Origin of the sequence: Micromonospora cabrerizensis (assembly GCF_022230955.1) — a bacterium.
GTDB lineage: Bacteria > Actinomycetota > Actinomycetes > Mycobacteriales > Micromonosporaceae > Micromonospora > Micromonospora cabrerizensis.
On record NZ_JAKKFI010000083.1, the window covers coordinates 44,454 to 63,144 of the forward strand.

Annotated in this window: 17 protein-coding genes; 9 read left to right on the forward strand and 8 right to left on the reverse strand. The window is 68.2% G+C overall.

Annotation, left to right across the window (positions count from 1 at the left end):
• Positions 1-45 precede the first annotated feature (45 nt).
• Complete coding sequence (locus tag LADH09A_RS22035; protein ID WP_238647364.1) at positions 46-1,023, reverse strand: phosphotransferase; 978 nt, start codon at positions 1,021-1,023, stop codon at positions 46-48.
• A complete protein-coding gene (locus LADH09A_RS22040) occupies positions 1,023-2,396 on the reverse strand; it encodes an NsdA family TPR-like regulatory protein (protein WP_238647365.1) in 1,374 nt (457 codons plus the stop codon). The genes LADH09A_RS22035 and LADH09A_RS22040 overlap by 1 nt, the downstream gene beginning before the upstream one ends.
• A gap of 570 nt (positions 2,397-2,966) precedes the next feature.
• Here LADH09A_RS22040 and LADH09A_RS22045 point away from each other — a divergent pair.
• From LADH09A_RS22045 to LADH09A_RS22075, 7 genes are all read left to right on the forward strand, one after another.
• Complete coding sequence (locus LADH09A_RS22045; protein WP_238647366.1) at positions 2,967-3,212, forward strand: hypothetical protein; 246 nt, start codon at positions 2,967-2,969, stop codon at positions 3,210-3,212.
• Complete coding sequence (locus LADH09A_RS22050) at positions 3,209-3,547, forward strand: hypothetical protein (RefSeq protein WP_238647367.1); 339 nt, start codon at positions 3,209-3,211, stop codon at positions 3,545-3,547. Before LADH09A_RS22045 ends, LADH09A_RS22050 begins: the two co-directional genes overlap by 4 nt.
• 227 nt (positions 3,548-3,774) lie before the next feature.
• Entirely contained in the window at positions 3,775-6,117 is a 2,343-nt protein-coding gene (locus tag LADH09A_RS22055; protein ID WP_238647368.1) for a lantibiotic dehydratase family protein, read from the forward strand.
• A 33-nt stretch (positions 6,118-6,150) separates the two neighbouring features.
• Entirely contained in the window at positions 6,151-8,826 is a 2,676-nt protein-coding gene (gene haaT / locus LADH09A_RS22060) for a cyclophane-containing RiPP biosynthesis TPR protein HaaT (protein ID WP_238647369.1), read from the forward strand.
• A gap of 48 nt (positions 8,827-8,874) precedes the next feature.
• Positions 8,875-9,015 (forward strand): hypothetical protein, encoded by a 141-nt coding sequence (locus LADH09A_RS22065; RefSeq protein ID WP_238647370.1) that lies wholly within the window; start codon positions 8,875-8,877, stop codon positions 9,013-9,015.
• Positions 9,016-9,034: 19 nt separating this feature from the next.
• Complete coding sequence (locus LADH09A_RS22070) at positions 9,035-10,129, forward strand: FxsB family cyclophane-forming radical SAM/SPASM peptide maturase (protein WP_274529946.1); 1,095 nt, start codon at positions 9,035-9,037, stop codon at positions 10,127-10,129.
• 12 nt (positions 10,130-10,141) lie between these two features.
• A complete protein-coding gene (locus LADH09A_RS22075; protein ID WP_238647372.1) occupies positions 10,142-10,627 on the forward strand; it encodes a GNAT family N-acetyltransferase in 486 nt (161 codons plus the stop codon).
• Between the two features lie 68 nt (positions 10,628-10,695).
• Here LADH09A_RS22075 and LADH09A_RS22080 read toward each other — a convergent pair whose 3' ends face one another.
• From LADH09A_RS22080 to LADH09A_RS22090, 3 genes are read right to left on the reverse strand one after another with little or no spacing between them, the layout of a single operon-like run.
• Positions 10,696-10,977, reverse strand: coding sequence for a hypothetical protein (locus LADH09A_RS22080; protein ID WP_238647373.1), 282 nt, complete (start codon positions 10,975-10,977; stop codon positions 10,696-10,698).
• Positions 10,974-11,306 carry a hypothetical protein gene (locus LADH09A_RS22085; protein WP_238647374.1) on the reverse strand — a complete coding sequence of 111 codons (333 nt, stop codon included), beginning with the start codon at positions 11,304-11,306 and terminating at the stop codon, positions 10,974-10,976. Before LADH09A_RS22085 ends, LADH09A_RS22080 begins: the two co-directional genes overlap by 4 nt.
• 3 nt (positions 11,307-11,309) lie before the next feature.
• Complete coding sequence (locus LADH09A_RS22090) at positions 11,310-11,708, reverse strand: hypothetical protein (protein WP_238647375.1); 399 nt, start codon at positions 11,706-11,708, stop codon at positions 11,310-11,312.
• Positions 11,709-11,993: 285 nt separating this feature from the next.
• On the opposite strand from LADH09A_RS22090, the gene LADH09A_RS22095 reads away from it, so the two are divergent.
• Positions 11,994-14,369, forward strand: coding sequence for an N-6 DNA methylase (locus LADH09A_RS22095; protein WP_238647376.1), 2,376 nt, complete (start codon positions 11,994-11,996; stop codon positions 14,367-14,369).
• Entirely contained in the window at positions 14,366-14,569 is a 204-nt protein-coding gene (locus tag LADH09A_RS22100; RefSeq protein ID WP_238647377.1) for a hypothetical protein, read from the forward strand. Before LADH09A_RS22095 ends, LADH09A_RS22100 begins: the two co-directional genes overlap by 4 nt.
• Positions 14,570-14,836: 267 nt before the next feature.
• On the opposite strand, the gene LADH09A_RS22105 is transcribed toward LADH09A_RS22100, so the two are convergent.
• From LADH09A_RS22105 to LADH09A_RS22115, 3 genes are all read right to left on the reverse strand, one after another.
• Positions 14,837-15,160, reverse strand: coding sequence for a DUF4913 domain-containing protein (locus LADH09A_RS22105; protein ID WP_238647378.1), 324 nt, complete (start codon positions 15,158-15,160; stop codon positions 14,837-14,839).
• 64 nt (positions 15,161-15,224) lie between these two features.
• Positions 15,225-17,825 carry a hypothetical protein gene (locus LADH09A_RS22110; protein ID WP_238647379.1) on the reverse strand — a complete coding sequence of 867 codons (2,601 nt, stop codon included), beginning with the start codon at positions 17,823-17,825 and terminating at the stop codon, positions 15,225-15,227.
• On the reverse strand, positions 17,822-18,247 hold the full coding sequence (locus LADH09A_RS22115; RefSeq protein ID WP_238647380.1) for a hypothetical protein: 426 nt from the start codon (positions 18,245-18,247) through the stop codon (positions 17,822-17,824). The genes LADH09A_RS22110 and LADH09A_RS22115 overlap by 4 nt, the downstream gene beginning before the upstream one ends.
• Positions 18,248-18,691: the final 444 nt, after the last annotated feature.

An 18,691-nucleotide genomic window follows, 5' to 3' on the forward strand; every position in this document is an offset into this window, starting at 1 on the left:
TGCCAGGCATCCTCTCGGGGCCGTGTGCTGAGGTAGCTCTTGTCGTCAGCGATAGCGCGTCCACGTAGCGCTCACATCGTTGGCAAGCAGTGATCGCAGGCGGTGCCCCAGCTCACGGGCGACATCCGGCCGCCCGGCGAGAGAGTCGATGGTGCTGGTGACCAGCTGCAGATCTCGAATCTGACGCAAGACCGACCAGCCCGTCCAGGCGGTGATATCGAATCCGTAGGCATCGACGAAACACTGGTAGGCGGCAGGTGAGCGGCCGAACCGAGTGGCCCCATGGGCGGTCGGTACAAGATCCCACTCCCGCGGCCCGATGCACAGGCCGTCTAGATCACAGAGCAACGGGACTGAGCTGGTAGGCGCAAGATCACCTGCTGGTCGAAGAAGTACGTTCCCCGTGTGCGCGTCCCCGTGGATGACCCCCGGCGGCAGCCGCCACGCGACTTTTTCGAGATCCTCTTCTACCTCGTCACATCGCCGGTGAACATCGCGCAGCAGGTCGGCGGCCGGAATCGCCAGTTCCGTCCTCGACCATTGCTCCAGCTCAGCGGCTTCCTCGTGTGGTAGCGCCGCGGCAGCGTTGAGACGCTGGCGAAACTTCTCTATCGGCGACCAGCGCGGCAGCGCCACGTCGAGCCCGTCAAGGCCGTGGAGCGCACGCAGCGGTGCAGCGAGGTCGACCGGCTTCGGCTCGTCATCGACAGTCGGGACGTACTGCCAGACCGTGGCGACCCACTCCCCACTGAAGACCGGCCGAGACAGCACGCCGGGCGCCAGCCGCACGGAGGGCATGCCAACCTTCTCAAGGCAGGCCGCCACCGACACCACCCGGCGGGCGAGCGTCGCAGCATGGGCACCGGCAGCAAGTCGGATCACGATCGGTGGCGCCACGAAGACTGCGTTCATCGTGTACTTGACGAGCCTGGCACCATGCGGGTCGACGCCGATCTGAGCACAGACATCGCTCAGGCGGCCATGAAGCTCAGCGGCGACGGTATCGCTGAGTGCGGTGGTCATCAGTCCGCCTGCAGCTCCGCGATCCGGCTGCCGAGAGCAGCAAGCGCCGGTTCCCGCGCGGCCTGCGGCGCGGCAAGCTCCCACAGTGCGTTCAGACGATCGTTCACGCGAGCTGATCGCATCCCATCCGCCACCAGGCCCACCGCCTTCATCCCGTACTCGCCAGCGGTTGCGAGATCACCGGCCAGAGTACTCGCCGTGGCGACCGAGATCGTGTCGAAGATGAACGACCGACGATCTTGCGGGCGGCGCAGCCGCACTGCCTGGTGGGAGTGCTCGGCAGCGCGGTCGACGTACCGCACGTGCTCTGGGTGACGGGCCAGGGCGGAGTAGACGACGGCGGACATTCCATGGACGTCAGCCTCGGTCAGCGCGAAGTGAGTCCAGGCCGGCGCGGTGTCCAGGTCTGTCTGATCAAGTTCGCGTCGGGCGCGGGCCAGACTATCGACGACCTGGCGGTCAGCGCCGAGGAGCGCGTAGGCCCATGCGGTGTTGGCGTGCAGCATGGCGACGCTGGCATGACAGGCGGCTTGCTGCGCCGCGAGCTGCCCAAGGCCGAAGAGTTGCAATGCTTCTGCGGGCTGCTTCTGGTGCAGGCTGACCCGCCCGAGGCGGTACAGCGTGTTTGCCAGCAGTGGCAGCGAGTCAGTCCGTCGGGCCAGCACGAGGCTTTGGGTGAGATGCCGACGCGCCATGTCGTGATCGTCGAGATCGTGCGCCACCCAGCCGACGAGGTTGTGCAGCTCGGCGAGTGCGTCGTGCAGGGCGGCAGCCACCCCCTCGGTGCACCTCACCTGCAGTAGCTGCGTCGCCCATGCCACGTAGCCACGTGCGGACTGCAGGCACCGGCCTCCCCCGGCGGCAGCGTCGAGCCGGCGGTGAAAGGCGGTCACGGCTCGAACGGTGGCGACCTCGTCATGGCCGACCGCACCAGGGACCGCCACATCGTGGGAGCTGGGCAAATACCGCTCTACGTCGGCGGGTATGGCGCCTACCGCGATGCTCGCGACGACGCCGAGCAACTCGCGAGGGTCGACTGGGGCAACGACACCGACCGGCTCGATCGACGTTCTCTGCCGGTAGTGATGAGCGTGGTCGTCGAGGGCGAGCCCCATGTAGTGGCGCGGGATAAGCAGCCCTTCGGCGATGCGCTCCAGTACGGCGTAGTCGTTGACGATGCGCCGGCCTGCGGCGATTTCTGAGACACGGCTGGCGCCCAAGCCCGTCGCGGCCGCGACCGAGGACCAGCTGAAGCCCCGTTCCTTGAGAAAGCCGAAGACGGCTCCGATGTCGTGGCGGGCGAGGTGTACGCGCATGGCGACGCCGCGATAGGTGCCCTCGTGCCACCACTGCGGTCTGACGACCCGCTGCATGGATGCCACCTCCTCCGGCTGCGGATACTGCGCAGAGTAGTCGTCCCCTGGCAAGATGTCCGCCCTGCCGCAGGTCCCCTAGCTGGCCATCTCACGGTGAGATGCCCACCGTGGGGCGCTCACCGGTGGCTAGCTGGTGACAGTGGGCATCGGCCAAGGTCGTTGCCATGCCAGCCAGACGCCATCGCCAGCTCCGGGTTCCCGCTCACAGGCGGGCGACCGGAGCAGACGAGTCTCCGTTCGGTGAGGACGGCCGTCACGAGGCTGGCGTGGACGGGTTCGGGGTGGGTGCTGTGCAGGCGGCCCGCTCACCTCGGACCAGCGCGCGGCAGGAGAGCACGCAGGCGTTGACCCGAGACGTCGGCAGCTTTCCCGCCCGCGTACATCGGAGGTCTGTGCTGCTCGGGATCGTCGTCCCCCGTGCGATCCCGCGCCGGACCACTGGTGCCGTGGTGGCGTGCCGGTGCCATCGTGCGCCGGCACGCCACCACGGATCACTCCCCACACAGCCACTTCCAGGGGCCGGCAGCCCACCCGCGGCCGTGCACCGACCCCGGACAGGAGCGGTTCATGATCGGCGCGCACTTCACGGTTCCCCGTCGGTTCGCCTTGGTGCGTTACCCGGACGGCGATGACAGCCCAGTGGTCATCGCGTGGGGTATCGAACTGCCCGACGGTTCCGCCATCTCGCTGAGCCTCGACAGCCAGGCGGTCGCGCTCTGCAGCAAAGCCGCCCACTGCGAGCGCATCCACGGCGCCGAGCTGGTCTGGATCGATGGCGAGCTCGGCAACTTCGAGAAGGAGAGGCCGTCGTGAAGACGTCCGGCGTTGCCAGGAGCCATGCCGTGCAGGCCTCGCCGGACAGCGAATTCCGTGCGACCGCGAGGGTTGTCCTGGGCATCCATCGAGACGACGACGGCTTCTGTCTCGGCTGTTACGTCTACTTCCACCAGCTCAAGCCTTTCCCCTGCGAGTACTACTTCTGGGCGGCTCGAGTCATCGCCACGTATCCCGGCCCTGCACTCCTGGCTGGCGGAACCCCTCCTCGGGATCGACTTTCCTCGTACGCCCGGACCGCCCCAGCCCTCCGGCTCGTGCCGGCGTCGACCGTCTCGGCCACCGACGACACGGTGGTCATGCGCCTGAGGTGACGCTCTCGATCTCCGCCGGTAGCGGCGACCGTTCAAGTAGTACGGACGCCGAGCTGGCCGGCGACGGCTGCGGCAGTACCTGCACCTCATGCACCACCAACGTCGCCTGATCAACGGGCTCAGCAAGGCCGGCCAGCACCGCCACAACCGTCGGTGCCGGCCGGGCGCCCCTGTCATGCCGAGGTGATCATGTGAGCCGATCCGTTCAGTCCCCCGCCTATCGGTCAATGACAAACGCACTTGTCCGCACCGTCGCGCATCCGGCGGTCGACCTGCCCCCGTGGCCAGACCTGACCGAATCTCGCCCCGACCTCGTGCCGTCCTGGGTCGGCTGGCTACGGCATGCTTGGGCCATCGACGCTGTGGCCGAGGCTGTCATCCTCTCGAGCCCGGTGCTCACGGCGAAGGTCAGGAAGCTCTGCGCGGGTGAGGCGGCTTCGGTACGCGAGACACGGCGGACGGTCCACGCCGTCGCCGGGTACGCGCAGCGCCTACTGGGTCGACCCATGCCGTTCGAACTGCTCGCCGGCGTGGCGCCGGCCGTATTCGGCTCGAAAGCACCTACCCGCTGGGGCACAAACCATCAGGCTATCGCCCGGGCAGGTGCCGGCTGGCTCACCGACTTGATCGCCCATCTCGAACGCTGCCCGGAGTTGCTCTCTCGACTACCCGTGGTCGCGAACAACACGCTGACGGTCCGCGACGACCGGCTGATCTTCCCCCACCGGCCGAGCCCTGGGCTCAACGGCCAAGTGGGATCGGCGGAGGTATCCCTGCGCTATTCAGCGCCGGTACGGACTGCCATCGAGGCAGCCCACAGCCCGATCCGGGTGGAGGTCCTCTCCTCGCAGCTCAGTGGAGCGTTTCCGCAAGCATCGGCGGCGGCCGTCATGGCGATGCTCAACCAGCTGATCGCGCACCACGCCCTCATCACGAGCCTGCACGCTCCCAGCACAGAGCCCGACGCCCTCGGGTACCTGCTGCGCCAGCTCGACGAGGCTGGCGCTGGAATCGGCACGTCCGTCGCTGGCGTCGTCGGCGCTTCGCGAGAGATCCATGCTGGGCTGCACCGCCACAACAGGTCGCAGCCGGACGACGCCGCGGCGGCCCGGCGGCTGGTGGCCTTGCAAATGCGAAGTCTCGCGATCTCCGAGCAGGAGCCGCTCGCCGTGGATCGCCGATTGGACGCCTCGGTGACGCTCCCCGACCAGGTAGCCAGGGAGGTGGAGCGTGCCGCGCTGGTGCTGACCCGGCTGAGCGCTGACCCGTACGGCACCGCCGCGTGGCTGACCTACTACCAGCGATTCTGCGAGCGCTACGGGATCGGCTCGCTTGTGCCGGTGCGGGAGGTGGTTGACCCGGACAGCGGCATTGGCCTGCCGGACGGCTACCTGGGCAGCCCCGCCCCTGAGCCTCGCTCGCCAATGTCCCGTCGGGACGAGGTGTTGCTCAGCGTGGCGCAACGCGCGGCCCTGGACGGCGCGACCGAGGTCGTCCTCGATGACGCGCTTATCGCGCAGTTGGACCTGGGACCACTGCGGCTACGCCTACCTCCGCACCTCGAAGCGTGCGTGCGCGTTCAGGCCGCCGACGAGAAGGACCTGACGCGCGGCAGATTCACTGTCGAGGTCACCTCCGTGTCCCGGACAGCCGGCGGACTCACCGGACGCTTCCTCAGTGTGCTGCGGCCGAGCGACGCGGGAAGGTTCGTCGCCAGCTTGGCCGATCTACCCGCCAGCGACCGGGCCACCACACCGGCCCAGGTGTCATTTCCGCCGCTCGACCCCGCGACCGCGAACGTCGCGCGTGCCGTCCGGGTGCTGGCAACGGTGATCAGCCTGGCCGAGCACCGATGGCCGAGTCGATCTGTGCTCACCGTTGACGATCTGGCGGTGGGGTGCGACGGCCGACGCATGTACCTCGCGGTGCCCGACCGCGGCCACCGGATCGAGGCGGTCGGCATGCAGGCACTGAACCTGCGCACTCACACTCCCGCGCTGGCCCGGTTCCTCATCGAGCTCGGACGCGCCCAATGCGCGCAGGTCACCGCCTTTAACTGGGGCGCCGCCGCCCGGGCGAAGCTGCCCTTCCTCCCCCGAGTGCGGTACGGACGAGCGATCCTGGCCGCGGCCACCTGGAGTCTGGAGGCCACCGAGCTACCCGACAGACACCAACCCTGGTACGCCTGGGACGACGCCTTCGACGAATGGCGGGCCCGCCGGCAGTTGCCCCGCCTGGTGCACCTGGTCGAGGCCGACCAGCGTCTTCCGCTGGATCTCGACGAGTCGGCGCACCGCGTCCTGTTGCGCACCCACCTGCTCACCGCACCGCGAGTGGTCCTCGTGGAGGCACCCACCCTGGAGGGCCTCGGGTGGTGCGGCGGCCGCCCCCACGAGGTCATCGTCGCGCTGCACTCCACCGAACCACCACCCTGGCCGCCGCTGCCAACACCCACCCCGGTCCGCGTCATCAGGCGCGACCAGGGACAGACACCTCGGGACGCCCCCGCGCATGACTCGGATAGTTCGTTTGAGGCGACAAATGCCGTCGCGGCGAAGGATTCTCCATAGTGCTTCTTGTCGATATGCCCTACGGTGCTGATCGTGAAGTTGCGCCGAGTAACCGTTGCGGGACTGGTTGCTGCCGGCGTTGCCGCAGTGACGCTGATGATCGGCCTGGTGACTAACGCCGCCTCGAATCAGCAGCGGTGGCCCGGCTGGTTGTCTCTGGTGCAGCGGTACCCGTGGCAGTCGTTCCTGTTGCTTGCGGTCGTTGCCGTGGTCCTCGCCGCATTGCTGCCGGTCCTGACCGACCCCGGCCAAGTCGGCGTGCGGAAGGCCGATGATGAGCCCACGCCCTGGGTGGGGTCAGCTGCTGTCTTGCGCACCCTGCCGCGCGATGTCGCCGGCTTCACTAACCGGCGGGACGAGATCGAGCAGATCCTGAAGGACGCGTCAAAGGATCAGTCGATCATGCCTGTCCGAACCATCGACGGCATGGCTGGCGTCGGCAAGACCGCCTTCGCCATCCACGTCGGCCATCTGCTTGCACCGAAGTTCCCGGACGGTCAGCTTTTCCTAAACCTCAACGGGCACACGCCTGGACGCGAGCCGGTCGGACCGGCCGAGGCACTCGCGTCGCTGCTGCTCGCGGACGGCGTCGCCCCGCAGAAGATCCCGAACAGCGACGATCAGTGGGCGATGACCGAGGCCCGCGCCGCATTGTGGCGCACTCGGGTGGCTGATCGGCGGATGCTGCTCATCCTCGACAATGCCGCCACGTACGCGCAGGTGGAGCAGCTACTGCCGGGCGCGGCCGGCAGCCTCGTGTTGGTCACCAGCCGTCGTCGGCTAGCCGCACCGGACGCGGCGAGTCTGCAGATGAGCGCGTTGTCGGCGACGGACGCCGCCGCGTTGTTCATGCGTCTGGCCGGTCGTAGTCGGCTCCGCAAGGAATCGGTTGGTGAGCTCGTCGCTGTCTGCGGTTACCTGCCGTTGGCGGTTGCCCTGCTTGCGGCGAGGCTGCGGCACCACCCCTCCTGGAGCGTCGAGGATCTCAAGGATCGCTTGTTGTCGACGCAGCACCGCCTGGTGGAGATGCAGGCGGGCGAGCGCGCCGTCGCAGCCGCGTTCGACCTGTCGTACCAGGATCTGCCGGGTGAACGTCAGCGGTTTTTCCGTCGACTCAGCCGGTTCCCCGGGCTCGACGTCGATGAAGAGGCCGCGGCGGCGCTGGCTTCGGTCTCCCGGGAGGTGGCGCGGTCCGAGCTTGAGGCGCTCTATGGGGATCACCTGCTGGATGAAACCGAGCACGGACGGTACCGGTTCCATGACCTGGTCAGGGACTATGGACGCAGCCTCGGGGAAGACGGGCAGGACGGGACGATGTCGATCAAGAACCTTGCGGGACATTACCTGGAGACCATCAGCGCGGCGAATACCCACATCAGCCGTGGATCCACGACCACCACAGCCCGTTTCGATTCGCCGGCCACGGCCTCGGCGTGGCTTGACGCCGAGCGCGCGAACGTACTCGCCTGCGTCGAGGAGTGCGTGCGCCGCGAGCAGCACGCCCTGGTCGTGGGACTCGCCGCCGCGATGGCGCCGTACCTGCGCCAGGCGGGTCCGTGGGACCAGGCCGCCGAGCTGCACCGCACCGCGGTCGTGGCGGCACGCCGCACGGGGGACCGGAAGGCAGAAGCCGACGCGTTGGCGAACCTCGGCATGGTGTCCCGCCTCATGGCCCGCTACCGGGCAGCGGTGGAGACCCTGGACGAGTCGCTCGCGATCTACCGGGCTCTCAGCGATCTGCATGGGCAGGCGTCGGTGCTCAACCAGCTCGGCATTGTGCACTACCTGACCGCAATGTACGACGAGGCGGCCCGCGCCCAGACGGAAGCGTTGGAGATCTGCCGGGAGACCGGTGACCTGCTCGGCCAGGCGAACGCGCTCGCCGACCTGGGGATGGTGCGGCGCATGACCGGTGACCTGGCGCCTTCCGCCGAAGCTTCGACGGAAGCGCTGGAGATCTACCGACTGCTCGGTGATCGTTTTGGCGAAGCCAACGCGCTCCGCGACCTCGGACTGGTCCGCTCCCTGACAGGCGACTACGCCGAGGCCGAGCACCACGCCCGCGAGGCGCTGGCGATCTACACCAGGATCGGCGACCCGGTGCATCAGGCGTACGCGCTCAACGAGCTGGGCGTCGCCCGTCGCCTGAAGGGAGACCTCGACGGTGCGACCGAATCGCACGAACAGGCACTGGCCAAGTACGCCGAACTCGGTGACCGATTCGGCGAGGCCAACGCCATCCGGCACCTCGGGGTGCTGCACCGGCTCCGAGGGGACCAGGCAGCGGCGTTCGAGGCCCAGGAGCGGGCCGTGACCATCTACGTCGAATTGGAGAGTCGGGGTGGGTTGGCCGCCGCCACGGCCGAGATGGGCGTCCTGCGTCGTCTCGAAGGCAACCTCGTCGGTGCAAGGAGTGCACTGGACAGCGCTGCCGGGTGGTACGCCGAGCTCGGAGACCGTACTGGTCAACTCGAAGTGCACAACCACGTTGGCGCGTTGCACCTCGACGCCGGGGAACTCGACCGGGCGAATGACCGATACGAGGTCGCGCTGTCCCTCGCCCGCGACCTGGGCGTGCCGCTGCAGGAGGCGCATGCGCTGGACGGCCTCGCGCGCTGCGAACTTGCTCTGGGGCGACCTGAGCGAGCGGCCGACCTCCGCAGCGCCGCCCAGATGCTCCACGAACGGCTCGGAAATCAACCTACGTAACTTCACTGCGTCCCGGTATCGTCACCGTCAGACATGAAGGAGGCGACCATGCAGCAGTCGACGACGTCGAACGTGCAGCCTGTGCTGGCGACGGTGGTCCAGAGGGTCCACGCCCGGATCGCGGCCGAGCAGGCCAAGCCCGAGGCCGTTCGAGCCGCACACGCGGCGTCGCTTCCCGCGCAATCCTGAGCACGCTCGGAGCGCGGGCATGCCACCACTGCGAACCTTCATCCTCAAGGTGGTCAACCGCTGCAACATCAACTGCGACTACTGCTATGTCTTCAACGGGCCAGACCAGGCCTGGCGGGAATTGCCCGTACGGATGAGCGTCGAGGTGGCCCACGCCGTCGCGCAGCGAATCGCCGAGCACGCCACCGCCCACGACCTCGACCACGTAGACGTCGTGCTGCATGGTGGCGAGCCCCTGCTCGCCGGGCCGCGCCACCTCGGCGCCATCCTGCAGATACTTCGCGACCGAGTGCCGTCCGTCCGCTTCGAGTTGCAGACCAACGGCATGCTGCTCAACGACGACTGGCTGGACCTCTTCGATCGGTTCGACGTCCGGGTCGGCGTGAGCATCGACGGCCGGCCCACGGCGAATGACCGCCACCGGGTCAGCCACCGCGGTCGGTCGACGTCGGATGCGGCGGTCCGCGGTATCGAACTGCTCCGCAATCGGCCCCACCTGTTTGCCGGTGTCCTGGCCGTGGTCGACCTCCACAACGACCCAGCTGACGTTCACGACTATCTCGCGTCACTCGGGCCGGCGGTCATCGACTTCAACCTGCCGCACGCCACGCACGACGCCCCACCGGGACGCACCCATCCCGCTGAGCCGGAGTACGGCCGCTGGCTGAGCCGCGTCTACGACGCATGGACCAGCGCCGACTCCTACACGCACTCGGTGCGCATACTCGAAGACATCGTCGCCCTCAGCCTCGGTGCGAAAGGTTCCGTCGAATCGCTCGGACTCGCACCGGCCGACATCGTCGTGGTCGAGTCCGACGGCTCAATCGAGAACATCGACACACTCAAAGCCGCCGCCCCGGGCGCCGCAAGCCTCGGCCTCAACGTCTTCGACCACACCATCGACGAGGTGGCGAACCACCCGGCGATCCAGCGACGGCAGGTCGGCGTGGCGGCCCTGGCAGAAGAGTGCCAGCGCTGCCCCCTGGTGTCCGTCTGCGGCGGTGGGTATCTGCCGCATCGGCTGAGCGCTGAGCGCGGGTACCGCAACCCGTCGGTCTACTGTCAGGACCTCGCCCACCTCATCCGGCACGTCCAAGCCACGCTTCCGGCCTAAAGGAGAAGCACAGTGCAACACCTCGTCGTCCGCCACGCCGAGCCCAGCGACGCCAAGACCGTCGCCGCGATGATCGAGGAGATCGAGCGGTACTACGGCGCCACGTCGATCCAACCGTTCGACGAACGACTGACACAGGTCGAAGCTGCGCTGTTCGGGACGCCACCCCTGGCGTACTGCGTGCTCGCGCTTAGCGGCGACGAGGTGCTGGGGTTGGCGGCGTACTCCTTCTTGTGGCCGGCTGCCGGATCGACGCATTCACTGTTCATCAAGGAGCTGTACGTGCGGCCGGACGGCCGGCGGCTGGGCACGGGCACGCGGCTCATGCAGGAGATGCGGGCAATTGCGGCCGCCGCGCCGGGGTGCAGTCGAGTGGAGTGGATGACCGACCGAGACAACGACGGTGCACGCGCCTTCTACCGACGACTCGGATTCGAGGAGTTTGAGGGGAAGGTGAACTACCGCGTCGGGTCCGACATCCCGGAGCCGCTCGGCTGAGTCGACAGGCCAGGCTCCGGCAAGGAGTCTGATCGGCATCAGCAGCGACCGCTTCGGTGCGGTCGCTGTCAGACCGACCTTCGCACTGCCGCAACACCACAGGCCGCCAAAAACATGACCGCGATCAGTCCGATCCGTAGCCAGGGCACGTCCCGGCTCGGTCGTACGCCGATCGATACCGCCAGCGCCAGCTGTGCCAGCAGAGCCAGGCAAATGACGACGCTGAGCGACCGGTAGGTGTTTCCGAAATCGGACCAGAACACCCAGGTGCCGTAAATGGTCGGGACCCCGAACAGCAGGCTCAGGCCGATCAACGGGACGGCCAGCCGCCATCGCATGCTGGTGCTCACCGCTGCTCCTCCCGGCCCTCGCTGGCGGGACTGTCGAGGGTCTCCGCCTCGACGGTGAGCTCTGCGCCCGCCTCACGAAGCTGCTGCGCCTGACGCTCCCATTCGATGCGCTCGTCCCGCGTGAGGGCGTCACGGTCGTTGAGCGATGCCGTGAAGGCGTCGTCCAGCGCCTGGCCGTGCCAGGAGAACGTCGCCGCCGTACGCAGGTCAGCCTCGCCGCTGAGGACGGTGCGGGCCAGGGAACCCAGCGGGTCGTTGCCGGCACGGCTCCTGGCGAGTGTCGTCAGGACCGCACGGGCCAGCGGCTGGCGGTGGATCTCGTCGGTCATGGCCTATCCCTGCTGTCCGGGGTGCTGATAGGTCTCGAGGTTGGGAAGAGCGGCGATGGCAGCGCCGGCCTGAATCATGCCAATGGTGCCGGCGATGCCCTTGAAGGTGGCCTCGGCATTGCCGTAGAAGGTCGAAATCTCGTTGTAAAGGTCGTACGCCTGCCAGGCGTAGTAGGCCGCCACGCCGTAGCCGACGACTGGCCCGATTCCCGTCTCGCTCGTCGCCGTGCCGACCGCCGAGGCCAGGTTGATGACGATCAGGACGTCGATGAGCTTGGTGATCAGGCCACTGACCACGTCGAAGAGGTGCTTGGCAGCTTCGCCGACAAGCACCGTGGTTGAACGAAGCCCCAAGCTGCCGCACGGAGCCGCTGTTCGGGAGCCGGCGACTTCCTGATTCATCACCCTGTCCACTCCACGCGCGCATCTGGCTCGCCCGCGCCTCGATCACGGTCACGTTCAGGGGGTTAACACCTAGGATCCTTCACGACTAGCTCGATGCGGGTTTGAATCTTCCCTATTAGACCTGAAAAGGCAGCTCAGATCAGCCTCTCGGCGCTGACGATGCAGTTGGCTCTACCTCCCGCAGGGCCTTCGTGGCGTACTGCGCACTAGTGTGCGCGCTGGACAGGCGATCGACATGTAGCCATGATGAGCGTCGTAACCAACGTCCTACCGGGGGTGTCGATGATTGACGAGGCTGGTTCCCATGACCGGCTTGTGACCCGATCCGAGATCGCCGATCTGGCGGGGGTCAGCCGGGAGAACGTCCCCAACTGGGCGCGGAGACACGGTGACTTCCCGAAGCCCGTCCGGTCAGGCGATGCGGAGTATTTCCGACTCGCGGAGGTCATGAGCTGGTGGGAGAGGCGCACGATTCCGGACCGATCCCTGCGAGAGGGCGAGAGAGCCGGCATCACCTACGCCGACCGTGTCCGCCGGACCCGTACCGCGAAAGGCCAATCCACCCGGGAGAACCCGCCCGTCACGCAGACTCTGAATCGGGACGAGCAAGAGCGGCTACTGGTCGAGGGGCTTCTCAGCACGTTGGAGGGACGCATTCCCGGCACAGGCTCCTCGGCCGGGTACTTGCATCTGCTGGCTTCGCTGGCGTTCCTTTGCGCCAGTGCGCCCGAGGAATGGGAGCACCTGCGCCACCTGTCGCGGCAGTCAGGAGGACCGAACGAAGGCCGGACGCTGCTCGTGCAGCTCGGAGTGATGGCTGATCGGCAGCTCCGTGAACGTGGCCTGCTACCTGGCGTGCGGCTCGGGCTCGGCGGCCTGCAGCCAAGCTCGCCCGACGACCTTCGTCCCGTAATCCGGGCCAGCGGCCAGCTCGGGCCCGCCGCCTTCCGGGCGCTGATGGACCGGTACGCGGCACAGGCCCGGCTCGGTCCTGAAACCTCCTTTACCCCCAACTGTGTCGCCCGGCTAATGGCTGATCTGCTACTGGCTGGCAGGACCTCCGGGGGACGCGTCCTCGACCCGTACGCCCGCGGCGGTGAGCTGCTCACCGCATTCGCCGACCGATACCAGGCCGACGCTCAGGTGGAGGTCTACGGGCAGAGCGCGGACCAGGACTCGTTGCGGCTGGCCGGCATGAACCTAGCCGTGCGCGGCCTGCGAGGCCGCCTTCAACACGGCACCCCCGGATCCTGGGCGACCGTGGCCTGGCCCCGGCAGAAAGTGGATCTGATTCTCACCAACCCGCCCTTCAACACCGGGCTGTTGAGCAAGCAGCGTCGTGCGGAGGACTGGCCCTTCGGCCCGCCGCCGGAGGGTAACGACAACTTCGCATGGATACAGCACATCCTCGCATCGCTTGACTCCGGCGGGCGGGCAGTAGTGGTGATGCCCAACACCGCAGGGACGTCGACCAATGCCCGGGAACGCGCCATCCGGAAGGTCCTGATCGACAAGGGCGTAGTGGAGTGCATCATCGCCCTGCCGCGGCAGCTATTCCCCACCACCGCGATCCCCGTCTCAGTGTGGCTGCTGACGGCGCCCACCGAGCCCCGCGATCAGGTGCTGTTCATCAATGCCCAGAAATTGGGGGCAGCCAGCAAGGGGCAGCGCACCCTCTCGTCCATCGACCAGGACACCATCGTCGCCGCCTATCGATCGTTCCTTGACGATCGGGAGCAAGGCCGTCATCATCTGGGCACCGAGCAGATCAGCCTCGCCGTCGACACCAACAGGCTCCACGGGCCGACTTACTCGCTGAACCCGCTGGAACATCGGATGGCCGGCGCGCGGACCAATTCGCCCGGCGCCACCATGGCGCAGACGCAGGACGCACTCCGAGACCTGTCCCGCCAGCAGGCTCAGGCGAGCGCCGCCGAGGCCGACACGCGTCCCCTGCTCGACCTGCTCTCAGAGACCGACCTGGACGAGGACCGCCTTCCGGACGGATGGCGTCGCGTCCACCTTCGGGACATCTGCGATATACACGCCGGGCCCTCCCACTCCCGATTGGGCACCCCGAAGGTGCAGTCGGGGACATCCGTGGTGCTACCGAAGCATCTCCGCCACGGCCGCATCGACGCCACCGGGGAGGAGAGGATCCCGCCGCAGGCTGCGGACCGACTCAAAAAGGACTTCCAGGTGCAAGCAGGTGACATCGTCTCCGTACGATCCGGATCCACTGGGCCGTCCGCGTTGGTGAGCCACCAGCAGAACGGCTGGCTGTTCAGTACCAACCTGCTTCGACTACGGCGGAGGCAACCCGGCGACGTCGACCTCGGCTACCTGCTGAGTTACCTCAGCCTGCCGCGCGTACAGGAGTGGATAAGAGGCCGATCAGCGGCCACCGCCATCGCCTCGATCAGTGTCGAGGACTTCGGGTTGCTCGAGGTCGTACTGCCGCCCTTACCGCGACAGGAGCACGTCGGCGCGGCCTTGGGCGCGCTCGACGAACAGATTCTCGCCGCCCAACGCGTCGTTACGGCTGCCGCGCGGGCCCGCACCCTGCTGTCGGAGCAGCTTGTGGACATCGCTGCAGAACTCTCCCCGCCATCGGCGGTTCCCACCGCTGATCACACGCAGAAAGGACAATCCGCGTGAGTAGCCCGACCGTCCATACCGTATCGATTCTCTGGCTGCTCGTGGCCGGGCTCTTCTCCCTGGTGGTCGCACTCATCGCCGGCATCCTCAAGTCGAGCGTCGGCGCGCGATTGGCCGAAGCCGTGCTCTACGGCGGGACGGCGTTCGCCGCGTCGATGGGGGTCGCACTGCCCATCCTCGTCGTACTGAATCTGATGTAGTTCGTCCGCAGAATCGTCTGGTTCCGACACCCATGACGGCGGTGTCACTTAGCGGCGTCGGATTCGTCATGGCAGGCGGGAATGGGTATAGCGGCCGGACAGCCGGGTAGCAGCGGTCCGGCCGCCAGCTTGTACCTCGGGCCTTCGCCTTGTCAGGCCCACCAGCTCCACCAGTCTTCTGGCGCGGGCTCGGTCGGCGTCTCTGGCAGTGAGCGGTGTCGCTTTTCGCTGACGTCACTGCCGGCAGCACAATCGCGGAATGGCCCGTCATCGCCGTACAGGATGGGCAGCTGGTGGTCGAGCTCTCAGCCAGGGCAGCATGCCGGTCATCTGCAGCCGGGCCTGTTCCCAGCCGTACCACAGGGCTGTCAGCCGGGTGACCGCTTCGTCGTGGCGCCACCATTGTTCGCACCAGTGCCACCGAGTCATGCCGACTTCACCGACCGGGCGTGGGAAGGTCGGCAGCAGATACGTGGTCACCCACTCCTCGACCGTCGAGTACAGCGGCGGCTGATCATCCCCATCACCAGCGTGGACGCGTTCGGCCTGGGCCTGCTGGAGGTCGACGACCTGCGCCGTCAGTCTCGCCACCTCCGCAGCGAGCTCATCGAGTCGTATGGCACGTCGTTGCGGACCTGCTGGGACGTGGGGACGGTCATCGCGATCGTCCGCGCATCGGCACTGCGGTCGCTGCCGCAGCTTGCTTGGCGGCAAGCGCCGCGTCGACCTGGGCTACGCGAAGCTTCGGGAAGGCCTGCACCCACGCGGGCGTCGCAAGCTGGTCAGCGTGGTGGACGGCGGCCGCGGTGGCGTCGGTGTAGTCAGCACCGTCGTCGTGCACCACGCTCGCCGGCTGCGCGACTGCGTACTCGTCGGCCACGGTACGAGGATCGTCCAGCGCCCCGCCCTCTCGGACTCCCTCACCTCGCTCAGCAGCGCTCCTACCTTGCAGATCACGGTCCAAGGCCTCCTCCACATGACTCTGCGCGAGACGGATCCCTTCGACCGGGCGTCCGTTAGCCTCGCCGGCCCGGATCGCCTGGTTCATCTCTGCCGCGAGGTCACGAAGGAGCTGCACGGGTTCGCCCGCGGGGAGTTTGCCGGTGGCGCGCCACTGGCGCTGTAACTCGTCGAGAGCTTCGGGCCGTACGTGCTCGGCGAGTTTTATAACCTCCTGGCGGACAGCGGCGTCGAAGTCGTCGACCAGCGCACGGCCACCCGGTGGCAGCGCGGCTGGGCCGTCCTGGCTAATCCCCGCCCGGTCGGGTGTGCCGCCGTGAGCGCGAGCGCCGTGGTGGCGGTGGCCGGCCCGGGCATCGCGCTCCCACACCTCCCGAGCGGCGGCACGCATGGCCTCAGGGATCGGCGTTCCGGCCTGCCGATGGCGTTCGTAGGCGGCCATCAGATCCGGGCGGAACTGACGTAGTCGTTGCTCGGCGAACTCTGCTGTCCGCCGGGCTAGTGGGTCGCTGCTGGCGTGGACCGTCGCGGTTCGCCAGGTGGCGGCGGCCTCGGCGAAGGTAGCCTTGTCGACGAGCCAGTCACCGTCCAGCGACGCTGCCATCCGTTTGCGGTCGCCGCTTACCTTGGCTGCCAGCCGGTCGGCTTCCCGTCGAGCCGCCGAGGCTGCCTGGTCACCTTGGGCCTGGCGTTCCCGTTCGGCGGCCTTGTTTTGGATACCGACGGCGGCCCAGCGGGCACCGGCCTCGCCGACGGTCGCCATCGTCGCCAGCCCTTGCAGGAACTGCTGGCGGGTCTCGGCCATCGGGTCCTCGTGTTGCTGCGGGTGCGCCACGTGCACCTCCTTTGCCTGCTCAGCGGCCGCGCCCAGCACGCTGGCCGCCTCCCACTGTCGGGTCGGGTTTGGCGTGGGAGTTAGCGGTAGCGTTACCGCCGGTTGCCGGCCACCCGCTACCACTCGCAGCGCGTCGGCTGCGGCACGAGCCGCCTCGGCTTGGTGCAGGCGCTGCTGGGCACGCCGAAGCTGCTCGAGGGTGTCGGCGAGCCGAGCCAGGTCCAGCACCAGCGCGAGCGCGGCGACCGCGGCGTCGTCGCCGGAGTTGCGACCCGTGAGCGCTACCAGTCGCGACATTGCGCGCATCTCCTGGGAACGGCTGGTGGACCGACGGATCCGTCCGTAGAGATCGCGGGCTGCGCGGTCGAAAACCTCGGCGGCCCGGTGCAATGGCCCACGCCGGTGACCCTCCATCGCGTAGGCCAGGCTGGTGAGCAGGTCGGCTGCGGCGACCGCAGTAGCCTGCGCCCGCGCCGGTTCGGTGCGGGCGGCACGGCGGATGTTGGCGGCGGCTGCGGCTGCAACCTTGGCGGCCTGGCGCATGACCTCGACGCGCCGGCTCCGGCTCACCGTCGGTGCAGCCGTCGGCGGTAGTGTCGGGGCGCCCCACCGCAGCCGCAACTTGGGCAGCGACATGTCGGGTGCCAACCGGCCCCCGCCGAAGTACACCGGCTGCCCACCGGCGGTGCGTGCGCCGGGAAGAGCCACCGCGTAGCCAGTGATCTGCCGTGCATCGGTGCTGCTAGGCCGGAGCCGGACCAGCACTCCTGCCTCGCGTAGCCGGGCGAAGAACTCCTCCTCCGAGCCGGCCGCGGCCACGACCGTGCGTACGCGCCGGCGCAGCTCATCCCTGGGCGTCTGAGCGCGGCCTACGCGACGGGCCTTGCTGACCTCGACCGGATGGGGGCGGCGGTGGGCGGTCCGGTCAGCCGGCGGCACCCAGCGTTGCAGGTTGTAGCGGCGAGCGACGTTGTAGGTCGCCTTGACGCAGCGCGGGTAGTCGTTGCGCATCCAGTTGGTCCGCCCGTCCTCGCGCACCAGCGTGGCGACGATGTGCACGTGCTCATCGGCATGCCGCATGGCGATCCACCGCAGGCCCGGATCAGTGGCCGTGGTGGCGACGCCGACCTCAGTGAGCATCTGCACCGCCATGCTCGCCCAGGTCGAGTCGCTGATGGTGCGGTGCCGGTCCTCGGGCGCGAGCCGCATGCTGGCATGCCAGACGAACTTGTTGGGCGGCCGGTCGCCCGCACGGACCGGTTGCTCCAGCAATGCCGTCAACGCACGGAGGTCCCGCTTGCCGCTGGCGGTGACCTTTGGTTCCAGGTCGCTCAAGGGACCCGCGCCGTCCCAGGCAGCCACTAAGCGTGGGTTGACGTGTTCCTCCGCCTTCCCCAGGCCCCACAGGTAGCGCAGCAGCCCCCCGACCCGCGAGCCGCGCCGGTGCACTCGCGTGATCACCGCAGCCTCCGGTCGATCAGGGAGATTACCTCGTCGAGCCGGGCGATCGCGGCTGCACACAGCCGGACGGCGTCAGCGGTCCAATCGGGCAGCCGACCGGTGGCGTTGAACGCCGCAGCCGCCTGGTTAACGTTGTTGCCGAACATCGCCACGGCGCGGCGAGCGGCAAACAACTCGTGCTGCAGATCGCGCAGGTCACCGGTCACACCACCGGGCGCCTGAAGAGCGGACGCGGCGGCGACCGCAGCCCTGGCGGCGTAGCCGGTTGGGGTCAGCTGGGCAGCAGCCGCCGCCGCGTCGATCGCAGCCTTCTCGTCGTCGGACAGCCTGAGCAACACGGCGTGCGGGCGAGCCGGTCGCTTGTGCGCGCGGTGCCGCACCTTTCGAGGTGGGGCGGGCTGATCGCTGTCCATCGTCGCCACTGTGCGCCCCGAGCGTTGCCGGCGACGTCAGCGCCAGCGGCTACCGGCGCCAGCCAGGGCGACGCGCGGGGCACGGCCCACCCCAATTGCCGATCTGCGACCGCGCCCGGTCGCAGATCGATAAGCAATGGCCATATCTTGCTCCGCGTGTCAACGCCGGCTCAACCTTGGCTCTGGCACATATTCTGTGATTGATCTTGGTGGCGGCTTACGGGTTGGCCAGGACGCGTCTGCGGAGGAGGTCGAGGTTCGCGCGGCCATACCTCTCGCTTGATCGTTTTGATGCGGTTGACGTGGCCTTCGACCGGGGCTGAACTCCAGGGCTGGGCGCGGCCGGCGACGACGGCGTCGGGGTCGGTCGGCGCTCGAGGACCCGCCGTACCCGGCCCTTGGTGCCCTGAGTGCTAGGTGCGGTTCGGTCGTCCGTGTTGTTGTCGTACCCCC

What these genes read in the sequence shown, in the direction of transcription:
- LADH09A_RS22085 (WP_238647374.1), bottom strand. Translation starts at nt 11,306, where the DNA reads ATGACCGACGAGATCCACCGCCAGCCGCTGGCCCGTGCGGTCCTGACG.
- LADH09A_RS22040 (WP_238647365.1), bottom strand. Translation starts at nt 2,396, where the DNA reads ATGCAGCGGGTCGTCAGACCGCAGTGGTGGCACGAGGGCACCTATCGC.
- LADH09A_RS22035 (WP_238647364.1), bottom strand. Translation starts at nt 1,023, where the DNA reads ATGACCACCGCACTCAGCGATACCGTCGCCGCTGAGCTTCATGGCCGC.
- LADH09A_RS22090 (WP_238647375.1), bottom strand. Translation starts at nt 11,708, where the DNA reads ATGAATCAGGAAGTCGCCGGCTCCCGAACAGCGGCTCCGTGCGGCAGC.
- LADH09A_RS22055 (WP_238647368.1), top strand. Translation starts at nt 3,775, where the DNA reads ATGACAAACGCACTTGTCCGCACCGTCGCGCATCCGGCGGTCGACCTG.
- LADH09A_RS22095 (WP_238647376.1), top strand. Translation starts at nt 11,994, where the DNA reads ATGATTGACGAGGCTGGTTCCCATGACCGGCTTGTGACCCGATCCGAG.
- LADH09A_RS22045 (WP_238647366.1), top strand. Translation starts at nt 2,967, where the DNA reads ATGATCGGCGCGCACTTCACGGTTCCCCGTCGGTTCGCCTTGGTGCGT.
- LADH09A_RS22065 (WP_238647370.1), top strand. Translation starts at nt 8,875, where the DNA reads ATGCAGCAGTCGACGACGTCGAACGTGCAGCCTGTGCTGGCGACGGTG.
- LADH09A_RS22070 (WP_274529946.1), top strand. Translation starts at nt 9,035, where the DNA reads ATGCCACCACTGCGAACCTTCATCCTCAAGGTGGTCAACCGCTGCAAC.